The organism is Burkholderia reimsis (assembly GCF_003294055.1).
Classification (GTDB): domain Bacteria; phylum Pseudomonadota; class Gammaproteobacteria; order Burkholderiales; family Burkholderiaceae; genus Burkholderia; species Burkholderia cepacia.
Genome location: NZ_QMFZ01000014.1, coordinates 1 through 13,100 on the forward strand (window position 1 = coordinate 1; position 13,100 = coordinate 13,100).

General features: G+C 65.5%; 14 protein-coding genes and 1 pseudogene. 4 read left to right on the plus strand and 11 right to left on the minus strand.

The genetic code is table 11. The annotated features are described in order from the left end of the window. Together DPV79_RS17515 and phaP are read right to left on the minus strand one after the other, a co-directional pair. Positions 1-142 (minus strand): thiolase family protein (locus DPV79_RS17515; RefSeq protein ID WP_479891151.1); only part of this gene is annotated, 142 nt, incomplete at its 3' end. A gap of 291 nt (positions 143-433) precedes the next feature. Beyond that, positions 434-1,018, minus strand: a complete 585-nt coding sequence (gene phaP / locus DPV79_RS17520) for a TIGR01841 family phasin (RefSeq protein WP_113046063.1) — start codon at positions 1,016-1,018, stop codon at positions 434-436. Positions 1,019-1,303: 285 nt separating this feature from the next. Between phaP and DPV79_RS42120 the strand changes: the two genes are divergently transcribed. Then, positions 1,304-1,489: a hypothetical protein gene (locus DPV79_RS42120; RefSeq protein WP_124924046.1), complete on the plus strand. Its 186-nt coding sequence runs from the start codon at positions 1,304-1,306 to the stop codon at positions 1,487-1,489. A gap of 35 nt (positions 1,490-1,524) precedes the next feature. Here the strand turns inward: DPV79_RS42120 and DPV79_RS17525 are convergent, their stop codons facing one another. The 3 genes from DPV79_RS17525 to mug all read right to left on the minus strand — a co-directional run bounded on the left by DPV79_RS17525 (position 1,525) and on the right by mug (position 3,549). After that, a complete protein-coding gene (locus tag DPV79_RS17525; RefSeq protein WP_113046064.1) occupies positions 1,525-2,289 on the minus strand; it encodes a ParA family protein in 765 nt (254 codons plus the stop codon). A gap of 101 nt (positions 2,290-2,390) precedes the next feature. Continuing rightward, positions 2,391-3,014, minus strand: coding sequence for a DNA-3-methyladenine glycosylase (locus tag DPV79_RS17530; protein WP_113046065.1), 624 nt, complete (start codon positions 3,012-3,014; stop codon positions 2,391-2,393). Continuing rightward, entirely contained in the window at positions 3,001-3,549 is a 549-nt protein-coding gene (mug, locus tag DPV79_RS17535; RefSeq protein ID WP_060323771.1) for a G/U mismatch-specific DNA glycosylase, read from the minus strand. Before mug ends, DPV79_RS17530 begins: the two co-directional genes overlap by 14 nt. A gap of 52 nt (positions 3,550-3,601) precedes the next feature. Here mug and DPV79_RS17540 point away from each other — a divergent pair. After that, positions 3,602-3,929, plus strand: a pseudogene (locus tag DPV79_RS17540) (transposase family protein); the annotation flags it as partial. Between the two features lie 12 nt (positions 3,930-3,941). On the opposite strand, the gene DPV79_RS17545 reads toward DPV79_RS17540, so the two are convergent. The 4 genes from DPV79_RS17545 to DPV79_RS17560 form a co-directional block, all read right to left on the minus strand. After that, positions 3,942-4,223 carry a hypothetical protein gene (locus DPV79_RS17545; protein WP_133295680.1) on the minus strand — a complete coding sequence of 94 codons (282 nt, stop codon included), beginning with the start codon at positions 4,221-4,223 and terminating at the stop codon, positions 3,942-3,944. A gap of 98 nt (positions 4,224-4,321) precedes the next feature. Further along, positions 4,322-4,552, minus strand: coding sequence for a hypothetical protein (locus DPV79_RS17550; protein WP_225740280.1), 231 nt, complete (start codon positions 4,550-4,552; stop codon positions 4,322-4,324). A 297-nt stretch (positions 4,553-4,849) separates the two neighbouring features. Further along, positions 4,850-5,407, minus strand: a complete 558-nt coding sequence (locus DPV79_RS17555; RefSeq protein WP_021162583.1) for a single-stranded DNA-binding protein — start codon at positions 5,405-5,407, stop codon at positions 4,850-4,852. Between the two features lie 101 nt (positions 5,408-5,508). Next, on the minus strand, positions 5,509-6,696 hold the full coding sequence (locus tag DPV79_RS17560) for an MFS transporter (protein WP_059688693.1): 1,188 nt from the start codon (positions 6,694-6,696) through the stop codon (positions 5,509-5,511). A gap of 264 nt (positions 6,697-6,960) precedes the next feature. Between DPV79_RS17560 and uvrA the strand changes: the two genes are divergently transcribed. Then, a complete protein-coding gene (gene uvrA, locus DPV79_RS17570; RefSeq protein WP_113046067.1) occupies positions 6,961-9,846 on the plus strand; it encodes an excinuclease ABC subunit UvrA in 2,886 nt (961 codons plus the stop codon). Between the two features lie 253 nt (positions 9,847-10,099). Further along, entirely contained in the window at positions 10,100-11,185 is a 1,086-nt protein-coding gene (locus DPV79_RS17575; RefSeq protein ID WP_165843528.1) for an AI-2E family transporter, read from the plus strand. 86 nt (positions 11,186-11,271) lie between these two features. Here the strand turns inward: DPV79_RS17575 and purU are convergent, their stop codons facing one another. Together purU and DPV79_RS17585 are read right to left on the minus strand one after the other, a co-directional pair. After that, the gene (gene purU, locus DPV79_RS17580) at positions 11,272-12,156 is read right to left on the minus strand and encodes a formyltetrahydrofolate deformylase (protein WP_021162590.1); all 885 of its coding nucleotides are present in this window, start codon (positions 12,154-12,156) and stop codon (positions 11,272-11,274) included. Positions 12,157-12,229: 73 nt separating this feature from the next. Further along, positions 12,230-13,096 (minus strand): NUDIX hydrolase, encoded by an 867-nt coding sequence (locus DPV79_RS17585; protein ID WP_113046068.1) that lies wholly within the window; start codon positions 13,094-13,096, stop codon positions 12,230-12,232. Between the last annotated feature and the right edge of the window lie 4 nt (positions 13,097-13,100).

The following is a 13,100-nucleotide window of genomic DNA, read 5'->3' on the forward strand; positions in this document are numbered from 1 at the left end:
CCTGCTCGGGCTTCACGCCCGCGCGCTCCAGCACCGCGCGGATCACCGTCGCGCCCAGTTCGGGCGCCGCAATCTTCGCAAGCGAACCGCCGAATTTGCCGACCGCGGTCCGCGCGGCCGATACGATTACTACGTCCGTCATGTCCAGTTCCTGCATTGAAATCAGTTCGTCGTTCCGACGCCGGTGCGAGCCGGTCTCGGCCGGCGAACGCGCCCCCGGGCCATCCGGCGCGGTAGCGGTCGCATGCCTCCGTACGGCGAACCGCACCCGTTCGCACGGGTGGCACACCAGCACGGCTCGCCGGGTCACCGGCGCGTTGCGGCAGACCGGATGCGAGCCGGACACCGCGCGGCACACGCGGCGTCCGGCGCCATCCGGCGCCGATCAATCGTGTCGCGCCCGTGCGCGACACATGCTTGCGCGGCTACGCGATCACGCAGCCGATTCGCGGGCGGCCGCGGCGTCCTTGCGCGCGGCGGCGGCCGTTTGCTTCGCACCACGCGTTGCCGTTTCGCTGACCGCGTCGAAGCCGCTCTGGGCGGCTTCGATCGCCTGCCCCGTCGCTGCGCGTACGGAGTCGGCCGCGGCGGTCGCCGCGGACAACGCCGAGTTCAGCGCGGCCACCACCGGCGCCGAGCCGGCCGGCGCGTGCTTCGACAGCTCGCCCAGCACGTCCTTCAGGCGCTTGTCGTTCTGTTCGTATTGGGCTTGCGCGACCTTTGCCCATTCGGATTGCGTCGACACCGCGATGTCGAACAGGTGGCGGCCATAGGACACGGCCTTGCCGGCCGCTTCCTGCGGCACGGCGATCTGTTGCGCGAAGCCCGCGGCCGGATTGCTGCTGTTGAACGCGTTCTTCAGCTTGTCCTCATATTCCTCGAGCGCCGTCCGGGCCGCTTGCAGGTTGAGTTCGACGACAGCCTCGAAACCTTGGATAGCCGGACGGACGATCGCAAACCACGCGGCGATACCGGACTGATAATCGGCGTTGAGTTTTTCGGGGGCAAATACGGACATCGGGCACGCTCCTGTTGGCAATGCGAGAGACGACGTAAGGAAAATCGGAAGCCGGTTCGATAGCAGACTTCCTTATTGACAACCCGTCACTTGTTTGAGTGCGGGAGGTTGAAGGAGCCCATTCTAGATCGATTAATTGTCAATTAAATGGCATTAATGCTAGGTGTAAACCCCTAATCCAATCCCGAGCGACCGCTGGAACCCGTGATGCGCCGACATCGCAGACGGGGCGGCGCTTCACTCTGTCCCGCAATGCATTTTTACCTTTTTACAGGATAGCCGATCATGACGTCGCGCAACATTTACCAATTCATTATTCCGTTTATTAGAAAACCGGCGCACATTGAAAATGGAGCAGTCGCTTATGTAATCGTTTTTTCCGGATTTATTATGAAATCGTTTTCGGGATTATTAATGACGAAATCAATGATCGGACGAATTGCGGGTCGCAATAAAAAAACGGCCGCATGATGCGGCCGCGTGCGGGGTCCGGCAGGCGCGGATGATCAGCCGGCCAGTTCGCGATGCAGCGCGAGGAACTCCTGCGCGAGCTTGTGCCCGGGCTCCAGATGGATCACCGGCCTGGACTGCTGATGCGACTCCCGGATCTTCACCGAGGCCGACAGCTTCGACGCGAGCACCGGCAGCCCTTCTTCGACGAGTTCGTCGACGAGCCGCTGCGGCAGGCTCGCTCGCGGCTGGAACTGGTTGATCACGATCCCTTCCACCTCGAGCGTCGCGTTGTGGTCCTGCTGGATCTCCTTCACATTCTCGAGCAGCGTGTACAGCGCGCGACGTGAAAAATCGTCGCAGTCGAACGGGATCAGGCAGCGCTCGACCGCGATCAGCGCCGAGCGCGTATAGAAATTCAGCGCGGGCGGCGTGTCGATGTACACGGCGTCGTAGGCATCGAGCTCGTTCAGCGCATCGCGCAGCTTGTAGATCTTGTAACGCGATTCGAGCTTGCCGTGCAGCGTGTCGAGATCCGGATGCGCGGGCATCACGTCGAGCCCTTCGAACGGGGTCGGATGGATGAACGATGCGACGTCGACCGGACGGAAGTTGAAGGTCAACGCGGTTTCGAAGAAATCGGCGACACCCGGCTGCGCGTCGGCCGCGGCGTCGCCGAGCAGGTAGCGCGTGGAGTTCGCCTGTGCGTCGAGGTCGATGACGAGCGTGCGCGATCCTTCGCTCGCGCTGATCGCCGCCAGGTTGCAGACGATCGTCGACTTGCCCACGCCGCCCTTCTGGTTGAATACGACCCGCCGCATGGTGCCCCCTCGATCGAACGTCGAAAAGAGCAGCTTAGCCGGTCAATAATGGCGACCGCGTGACGCAGGTCGAATTGCGTGCGACTTGTGTACGGCTCGCATCAAGCGCGCGGCAGCGCCCCCGACACGTACCGGCTGCCGGGCACGCACCACCGCCACGGGAAGTCCATGCCGACGCGAATGCCGATGCGCGGGCCGCCCGCCAGGTTCGCGGGCGGCGCCGCACCGTCGTCGACGATCGCGAATCCTTCGCGCGCAGCGACGAGATCGACGCCATCCTGCGCACCACTGATGCCCATCGCCTGGGTCAGCCGCCCCGGCCCCCGGCACAGGTCGCGATCGCGCGTCTGCGGCGGCCGGGCCGCACGCATCCGTTCGATCCCGTACAGCGGCTCGAGCGCACGGATCAGCACGCCCGTCCCCGTGCCGTCCGGGCCGCACACGCAGTTGCAGCACCAGTGCATGCCGTAGGTGAAATAGACGTACAGGTGCCCCGGCGGCCCGAACATCGTCGCGTTGCGCGGCGTCTTGCCGCGATAGGTATGCGCGGCCGGGTCGATCGCGCCGGCATAGGCTTCCACTTCGACGATCCGCCCTGCCCGCCCGTCCGCGGCCGCGAGGATCTTGTTGAGCAGTTGCGGCGCGACGTCGGTGGCCACGCGGTCGAAGAACGCGCGGGGCAGCACGGCGCCCGGCCACGCAGGCGCGGGTTCACCGCGCCGCATCCCGCCTCTCCGGTTGAAGACCGGAACCGGCCTTCGCGTGCAGACGCAGTTGACGGTAGGCGTCGACCAGATCGTCGAGGCCGAACGCGAGATTTCTCCCGCTGGGATTGGGCAGCACCCAGACACTTGCCCCCTCCATGCGGGCCGGCTGCAATCCCCACCCGACCTCACGCTGGCCGGAAAGCGCCGAGTACGCCGCCTTGCCGAGAAAGGCAACGAAGCGCGGCCGATAACGCGCCACCTTTTGCTCGAACCCCGCGGCCGCGGCCATGAATTCCGCGCGCGAAAGCTGATCGGCGCTTGCGGTCGGCCGCTTCACCACCGCCGTCAGGCCGCAGCCATGGCGGAGTATCGCGCGATCGTCCTGCGGCGAAATTTCCGCCGGCGTGAAGCCTGCGAGATGGATCACGCGCCAGAAGCGGTTGCTTCTCCCGGCGAAGTGATGACCTGTTGCCGCAGCGGTCAGGCCGGGATTGATCCCGCAGAACAACACGTCGAGATGCGGAGCGATGAGGTCGGGAAGTTCGTCAGCCACGGTTCGTCTGGATTGCGAGGGACAAGGACATCAATGAAAAGGAACCAGGCGCTCGGCCGGCGACGCGCCGCACGGACGAGCACTGCTCGAACGTCTGGAAGCGCCGAATCGGCCGCTGCACCTGCTGATGGACAAGGCGTACGAAGGCAACGAAGCCCGACAACTCGCGCTCGATCTCGGCTTCACCCCCGTCGTTCCTCCGTTGGGCACGCACGTTGAGCCTTGGGAGTAGGACCGGGAGTTGTACAAACGTCGCAACGAAGTCGGGCGGCTGTTCCGTCGATTGAAGGGCTTTCGTCGCATCTTCCCGCGTCGACAAACTCGATCTGATGTTCATTGCCTTTATCAACTTCGCCTTGATCGTCGAAGCCCTTCGTTAGCGTGAACACATCCTAGTCCCCTTCGCGTTGGGACCGGCGAATCAAATGCCACTCCAGGTAGGCGCTGTGTCCGAACAGGATTGCCGACGTCAATGCCAGACGCCCCGTCGTGAGCACGCCCGGCGCCACGACACTGCTCAACGCGGCCACCCCGACCGACATCGGAAGCGTTCTGCCGAACGCACCCAGCAAGACGGCAAACCATCCATCGCCGAACTCCTTGCTGAATCGCTCGGGATAAAGGCCGTACCTCAAGAACTTCCTGACCGGGCTTCGCAAATCACGAAAATGCATGACGACTCCCGACATTTCAATACATCGAACACGACAGGTGTGCGAGCATCGAAATGCTCGCACACCCCCTACGGACAGGCAAAACTGCCCGTCGATATTCAGAACTTGCAGATCCAGGCCTGTCCGAGGAACGCGCCCGCGCCACTCAGAAGTGCTGCTTGCGGGCCACGGGCGGCGCCCACCAGGGCTGCCCCACCAACCGCCGCCCAGTTGATGGGAGCCGGATTAAGTTGACACGAAAAAGCGCCACTGACCTGTTTCAGGTCGCTTCGTTTGAGCTCATGCATCGATTCGGTATCCTGATAAAAGTTGACTTGGGCCGGCTGCATCTGCGATCACATTCGCGCCGACAACGCACTCTATCCGCGGGAGCTGTCTCGATAAATATGGAATTTCTCACGGGAATGAAGAAATCCACAACGAAATCGCTGAACCGCACCGCTCACGATGCAGGCTCAAAAATCGAGCCAGCTGTCGGGTTCGGGGGTTCGTAGCCCCCCTGGTTCCTGCCGGCCGGGTCTCGGCTTCCGTCTTGCGGGGAAGGAAAATTCGCGGAATCGCGAATACAAAAAGAAAAACCCCACCAGAGGGCGGGGTTGATCTTTACATTTCTCGGATACGGGAAATCAGAACGGGATATCGTCGTCCATCTCGTCGAAGCCGCCGCCTGCCGGTGCGCTCGGACGGCTTTGCGCGCCGCCGCCAGCACCGCCACGCGCCGCGCCGCCGGCACGACCGCCGCCGCCACCGCCGCGTTCCATCTGTTCGCCGCGACCACCGCCGCCGCCACCACCGTAGCCGCCGCCGTAACCGCCTTCGTCACCACCGCCACCGCCGCCGCCCGCACCGCCGCGGCCGCCGAGCATCTGCATCTGGTCGGCGACGATTTCGGTCGAGTAACGATCCTGGCCGTCCTGGCCCTGCCACTTGCGCGTGCGGATGCGGCCTTCGATATAGACCGACGAACCCTTCTTCAGGTATTCGCTGACGATTTCCGCCAGACGGCCGAAGAACGCGACGCGATGCCACTCGGTCATTTCCTTGAAATCGCCGCTGGCCTTGTCCTTGTAGCGGTCGGTCGTCGCGAGACGGATATTCGCAACCGCGTCGCCGCTCGGCAGGTAACGGACTTCAGGATCGGCGCCGAGATTGCCGACGAGGATGACCTTGTTGACGGATGCCATGTGTTTCTCCAGTAAATTCGATGCCGGGCCGCCCGCTCACGCTGCCGGTGCGGCCCGCCGGGCAAGCCGGCGAACGCCGCCGGTGCCTGCCCGAAGTAAGTTCAGGCCTTGCGCGGCGGCGCTTTCATGCTGGCCGCGATTATAAGCCACGCGGCAACGAGCCCCGAGCACGTGTAGAACACCGTGTTGGCGCCCCCGTGCTTCAGCAGCCAGCCGCCCACGATGCCGCCGAGCGCGAGCCCGATCGACTGCGTGGTGTTGTAGACACCCGTGGCCGCGCCCTTGCGCGAACCGGGCGCGAGCTTCGACACAAGCGACGGCTGCGACGCTTCCAGGATGTTGAAACCGAGGAAGTAGACGAACAGGACCGCCGCCACAATCAGGATGGTATGCGGCGCGCTGCCCAGCAGCAATTGACCGATCAGGATAGCCAGAATGCCGCCGAGCAGCACCGGCTTCATCTTGCCCCGTTTTTCCGCGACGATGATCGCCGGAACCATCATCACGAACGCGAGCCCCATCACCGGCAGGTAGACCTTCCAGTGCGCGGCGACCGGCAGGCCGCCGTCGACGAGCAGGCGCGGCACGACGAGGAACAGCGCCGTCTGCGTCGCGTGCAGCACCAGCACGCCGAAGTTCAGGCGCAGCAGCTCGACGTTGTGCAGCACCTCGGCGAACGGCGCGGGCACGTGCACGGGCTTCGCCGCGTCGGGCACGATCCACAGCACGACGCCGATCGCGAGGATCGACAGCACGCCGACGATCGCGAACAGCCCGCTCATCCCGACCCAGTGGAACACGATCGGCGCACCGACGATCGCGACCGCGAACGACACGCCGATCGAGCCGCCGACCATCGCCATCGCCTTCGTGCGGTTCTGCTCGGAGGTCAGGTCGGCGATGAACGCGAGCACCGCGGACGAAACCGCGCCCATCCCCTGGATCACGCGGCCGACGATGATCCACGTGATGTCGTGCGCGAACGCGGCGACGAAGCTGCCGATCGCGAAGATCACGAGGCCCGTGGCGATCACCGGCTTGCGGCCGAACTTGTCCGACGCCCAGCCGTAGAAGATGTAGAACAGCGACTGCGTGACGCCGTAGGCCCCGAGCGCGATGCCGACGAGCAGCACGTTGTCGCCGCCCGGGATGGTTTTCGCGTAGACCGAGAACACCGGCATGATCATGAACAGGCCGAGCATGCGCAGCGCGAAGATCGCCGCGAGCGACGTGGTCGCGCGCAATTCGGGCGCAGTCATGCGGGAAGACGTGGCAGACGGATTGGACATCGGGAATGAATTTCGAATGATCGGGATGACCGCCCGACACCGGGCGGCGGAAGATCAGGACCAGCGGCCCGGGAGGCTTGGCGGGCGACACGTCGGGGCAGGATTCAGGCAGCCCGCGGGCCACCCGGAACCGCGCGGCGCGGCCGCTTTCCCGGCGCAGGCGCCGCCTTGCTGCCACCTGCGGCCAAGGCCGGGGGCCCCAAACGACGGCCTCGAAAAGCCGTTATAGTAGCAGGTTTGGTTCCCTCCATTTTCGCCAGGTTCATGGAACAGATCCGTATCCGTGGGGCACGTACCCACAACCTGAAAAACGTCAATCTCGACCTGCCGCGCCACAAGCTGATCGTGATTACCGGGTTGTCCGGGTCGGGCAAGTCGTCGCTCGCGTTCGACACCCTTTATGCCGAGGGCCAGCGCCGCTACGTCGAAAGCCTGTCCGCGTATGCCCGCCAGTTCCTGCAGCTGATGGAGAAACCCGACGTCGACCTGATCGAGGGTCTGTCGCCCGCGATCTCGATCGAGCAGAAGGCGACGTCCCACAACCCGCGTTCGACCGTCGGCACGGTCACGGAAATCCACGACTACCTGCGACTTTTGTACGCACGTGTCGGTACGCCGTACTGCCCCGATCACGACATCCCGCTGGAAGCGCAGAGCGTGTCGCAGATGGTCGACGCGGCGCTCGCGCTGCCCGAGGACACCAAGCTGATGATCCTCGCGCCCGTCATCGCGAACCGCAAGGGCGAGCACGCGGAGCTGTTCGAGGACATGCAGGCGCAGGGGTTCGTGCGCTTTCGCGTGCGCTCGGGCGGCGGCGCCGCGAACGAAGGCGTCGCGAAGATCTACGAGGTCGAGTCGCTGCCGAAGCTGAAGAAGAACGACAAGCACACGATCGACGTCGTCGTCGATCGTCTCAAGGTGCGCCCGGACATGAAGCAGCGCCTCGCCGAATCGTTCGAGACGGCGCTGCGCCTCGCCGACGGCCGTGCGATCGCGCTGGAAATGGATACCGACCACGAGCACCTGTTCAGCTCGAAGTTCGCGTGCCCGATCTGCTCGTACTCGCTCCAGGAGCTCGAGCCGCGCCTGTTCTCGTTCAACAACCCGATGGGCGCGTGCCCGGAATGCGACGGCCTCGGCCAGATCACGTTCTTCGACCCGAAGCGGGTCGTCGCGCACCCGTCGCTGTCGCTCGCGGCCGGTGCCGTGAAAGGCTGGGACCGCCGCAACCAGTTCTACTTCCAGATGCTGCAGAGCCTCGCGGCGTTCTACGAGTTCGACATCGACGCCGCGTTCGAGGACCTGCCGGAGAAGATCCGGAAGGTGCTGCTGTTCGGCTCGGGCAAGCAGACGATCCCGTTCTCGTACATCAACGAGCGCGGCCGCACGACGATCCGCGAGCACGTGTTCGAAGGGATCATCCCGAACCTCGAGCGCCGCTACCGCGAGACCGACTCGGTCGCGGTGCGCGAAGAACTGTCGAAGTACCAGAACAACCAGCCGTGCCCGTCGTGCGAAGGCACGCGCCTGCGCCGCGAAGCGCGCCACGTGCGCATCGGCACCGGCGACCACGCGCGCGGCATCTATGAAATCAGCGGCTGGCCGCTGCGCGACGCGCTCGGCTATTTCGACGGCCTGACGCTCGAAGGCGCGAAGCGCGAGATCGCCGACAAGGTGATCAAGGAAATCGTCGCGCGCCTCACGTTCCTGAACAACGTCGGCCTCGACTACCTGTCGCTCGAGCGCAGCGCCGAGACCCTGTCGGGCGGCGAGGCACAGCGCATCCGGCTCGCGTCGCAGATCGGCTCGGGCCTGACGGGCGTGATGTATGTGCTCGACGAGCCGTCGATCGGCCTGCACCAGCGCGACAACGACCGCCTGATCGCGACGCTCAAGCACCTGCGCGACCTCGGCAACTCGGTGATCGTCGTCGAGCACGACGAGGACATGATCCGCACGGCCGACTACGTCGTCGACATGGGCCCGGGCGCCGGCGAGCACGGCGGCGTGATCGTGGCCGAAGGCACGCCGAAGCAGGTGCAGTCGAACCCGCAGTCGCTCACCGGCCAGTACCTGGTCGGCAAGCGCACGATCGAGTACCCGGACGAGCGGCTCGCGCCCGATCCCGAGCGGATGCTGCGCATCGTCGACGCGCACGGCAACAACCTGAAGCACGTCGATCTCGAGCTGCCGGTCGGCCTGCTGACCTGCGTCACCGGCGTGTCGGGCTCCGGCAAGTCGACGCTGATCAACGACACGCTGTATCACGCGGTCGCGCGCCACCTGTACGGCTCGTCGGCCGAACCGGCGCCGCACGAGGCGATCGAGGGCCTCGAGCACTTCGACAAGGTGATCAACGTCGACCAGTCGCCGATCGGCCGCACGCCGCGCTCGAACCCGGCCACCTATACGGGCCTGTTCACGCCGATCCGCGAGCTGTTCTCGGGGGTGCCGACCTCGAAGGAACGCGGCTACGATCCGGGCCGCTTCTCGTTCAACGTGAAGGGCGGCCGCTGCGAATCGTGCCAGGGCGACGGCGTGCTGAAGGTCGAGATGCACTTCCTGCCGGACGTCTACGTGCCGTGCGACGTGTGCCACGGCAAGCGCTACAACCGCGAGACGCTCGAAGTGCAGTACAAGGGCAAGAACATCAGCGAAGTGCTCGACATGACCGTCGAGCACGCGTATGCGTTCTTCAACGCGGTGCCGGTCATTGCGCGCAAGCTGAAGACGCTGCTCGACGTCGGCCTCGGCTACATCCGCCTCGGCCAGTCGGCCACCACGCTGTCGGGCGGCGAGGCGCAGCGCGTGAAGCTGTCGCTCGAACTCTCCAAGCGCGACACCGGCCGCACGCTGTACATTCTCGACGAGCCGACCACCGGCCTGCACTTCCACGACATCGCGCTGCTGCTGGAAGTGATCCACCGGCTGCGCGACCAGGGCAACACGGTCGTGATCATCGAGCACAACCTCGACGTGATCAAGACGGCCGACTGGGTGATCGACCTCGGCCCCGAAGGCGGTGCCGGCGGCGGCCAGATCATCGCGCAGGGCACGCCCGAGCAGGTCGCGAAGACGAAAGCGAGCTTTACCGGCAAGTACCTCGCGCCGCTGCTCAAGCGCCCGACCCGCAAGGTCGCGGCGGGCTGACGCTTTGCGCCGCCCTGTCCCTCCCGCGCGCGGCCGCCCGGCCGCGCGCGCCTGCGCGCACCGCGCAACCGGCCTCCTCTCGTTTTCCCTTCTGCGTTTACACCATGCGCCAAACGGCCCCGTTGCGGCCCATAATGGCGGCTATACTTTACGGTCGTAAGGTTCGCCGTACGCACCAATCCGGTGCAGCGCCGGGCGAACACGGCTCTGCCGCGCATTCCGCGGCATGACACACGAACGACAGGAATCCACGATGGAGAAGCAACCAGACTCGTCTCGCGATACGCAGAATCGCGAACCGCACCTGCGCAGCGTGCGGCTGACGAGCGATTTCAGCCTGCCGAAGCTGTCGGCACTCGAGATCGGCAGCTATGCGTTTGCGATCCTCGCGATGTGGCTCGTGATCGAGCTCAAGTTGCTCGGCGGGCTGCTGGCCGGCCTGCTCGTCTATCAGCTGATCCACACGATCGCCCCCGTGATCGAACGTCACACCACGAGCATGCGCGCGCGCTGGGTCGCCGTCGTGCTGCTGGCCATCGCGATCGTCGGCGCGCTGACGGGCCTGACGATCGGCATCATCGAACACTTCGAACGCACGGTGCCGAACCTGCAGAGCCTGCTCGACCAGCTGATGCAGATCGTCGAGCAGACCCGCGCGCGCACGCCGGCCTGGATCGCGAACCTGCTGCCCGTCGACGTCGAGCAGATGAAGACGAAGGCCGCCGTGCTGATGCACTCGCACATGGACCAGCTTCAGCAAAGCGGCAAGAGCGTCGCGCGCGGCTTCGGCCACGTGCTGTTCGGGATGATCATCGGCGCGATGATCGCGATCGGCGTCGAGCACGGCAAGGTGCGCCGGCCGCTGTCCACGGCGCTCGTCACGCGCGTGTCGCGCTTCGCCGACGCATTCCGCCGGATCGTGTTCGCGCAGATCAAGATCTCGGCGATCAACGCGGTGTTCACCGGCATCTACCTGCTCGTCGCGCTGCCGATCTTCCACCAGCGGCTGCCGCTGTCGAAAACACTCGTGCTCGTCACGTTCATCGTCGGCCTGCTGCCCGTGATCGGCAACCTGATCTCGAACACGCTGATCGTCGCCGTGTCGCTGTCGGTCAGCATGGGCACCGCGATCGCGTCGCTTGCGTTCCTCGTGGTCATCCACAAGCTCGAATACTTCCTGAACGCGAAGATCATCGGCGGCCAGATCGAGTCGCGCGCGTGGGAGCTGCTGCTCGCGATGCTGATCATGGAAGCCGCGTTCGGGCTGCCCGGCGTGATCGCCGCGCCGATCTTCTATGCGTACCTGAAGCGCGAGTTGTATCTGCTGCGGCTGATCTGAAGCAGCCGGCGCGCTCAGGCAACAAAAAACGCCGCACCCCGTAACGGGTGCGGCGTTTTTGTTTGTAACGGGCCTGCGCTGGCGAATCAGCGGAACACGACCGTCTTCGTCCCGTTCAGCACGATCCGGTGCTCGACGTGCCACTTCACCGCACGCGCGAGCGTCACGCACTCGACGTCGCGGCCGATCGCGGTCAGCTGGTCGGGCGTCATGCTGTGGTCGACGCGCTCGACTTCCTGCTCGATGATCGGGCCTTCGTCGAGATCGGTCGTCACGTAGTGCGCGGTCGCGCCGATCAGCTTCACGCCGCGATCGAACGCCTGGTAATAAGGCTTCGCCCCCTTGAAGCTCGGCAGGAACGAATGGTGGATGTTGATCGCGCGCCCGGCGAGCTGTTCGCACATGTTCGGCGACAGGATCTGCATGTAGCGCGCGAGCACGACGAGATCGGCCTGGTGCTCGTCGATCACTTCCAGCACGCGCGCTTCCTGCGCGGCCTTCGCGGCATCGGACGAGCCGCCGATCAGCGGAAAGTGATGGAACGGGATGTTGTAGCTCGCGGCAAGCTGGTAGAACTCCTTGTGGTTCGACACGATCGCCGGGATCTCGATCGGCAGCTGGCCGGTGCGATAGCGGAACAGCAGGTCGTTCAGGCAGTGGCCGATCTTCGACACCATGATCACGACGCGCGGCTTCACGGCCGCGTCATGCAGTTCCCAGCGCATCGAGAACTGCTCGGCGAGCGGCGCGAATTCCTTGCGAAGCGTGTCGAGCGCCGTCGCGGCATCCGCGCCGCCGCCGTCCTGCTCGAAGTGCACGCGCATGAAGAATTCGCTGGTGCGGCTGTCGCCGAACTGCGCCGAATCGAGGATGTTGTTGCTGCGCTCGAACAGGAAGCCCGAGACCGCATGGACGATGCCGTGCCGGTCGGGGCACGACAGTTTCAAGATAAAGCTGTGATCGGTCGGCATGACCGCTACTCCCTTCGTTTCCGTATTCGTCAAATTGCCCGTTCGCGCCGCCGGACTGCGTGCGCGGCACGCGTCACGCGGCCGGTGCAAACAGGGCGTCGATGCCGGCCGCATCGGCCGCCGGGATCCAGCGGTGGCGCAGCAGCGTGTCGAGCGTCGCGAGGCTCGCATCCATCGTCGCGCGGCCGGCGCGCAGCCAGCCGATCACCTCGGGCACGCCGGCCAGCAGGTGCTCGGCCACTTCGCCGTCCTGGTTGCGCGGCGCGAAGTCGCGCGGCAGCGGCAGGTCGTACACGAAGATCAGTTCGGACTGCGTGCCTTCCGGCAGCGAGCACAGCACCTGCACCGCGCGGCCCGCGATCGCGCGCGCGGCCAGCTCGGCCGGAATGCCGGCTTCTTCCCAGCATTCCTTCGCGAGCGTCTCGTGAACGCCCAGGCCCCAGCCGATCCCGCCCGCGACGACGTTGTCGAGCATGCCGGGGTCGGTTGCCTTGGTCTCGCTGCGACGGCCGAGCCACATCTGCGGGACGGCCGCGGCGGACGGCTCGCCCGGCGCAACCGCATATTCTACGATGCCGTTCAGATGCACCGCGTAAGTCTGCGTGCCGAAGAAGCGCGACGCGGCGCGCTCGATGTACGCGAGCGGCGGATCGTCGAAGCGGTTGCGGATCGCGTAGATCTCGTCGCGCCAGCCGGGAATCGCGCCTTCGGCCGCGAGCGCGCCGATGGCACTCGCCAGCGCCATGCTGCGTGCGTCGACCGAGTCGTAGCGCGCCGCCAGCACGACGCGCTCGTCGGTCAGCTCGAACACGTCGGGCCAGCGGGCGAGCATCGCGACATCCTGGCGGCGCACCCAGCCGACCGCCTGGCCGGCCATCTCGAAACGCAGGTGCGCGGCCGGGTCGAAACGGCGCGCGGCCGCAATGCACGGAAACGTCATCGTC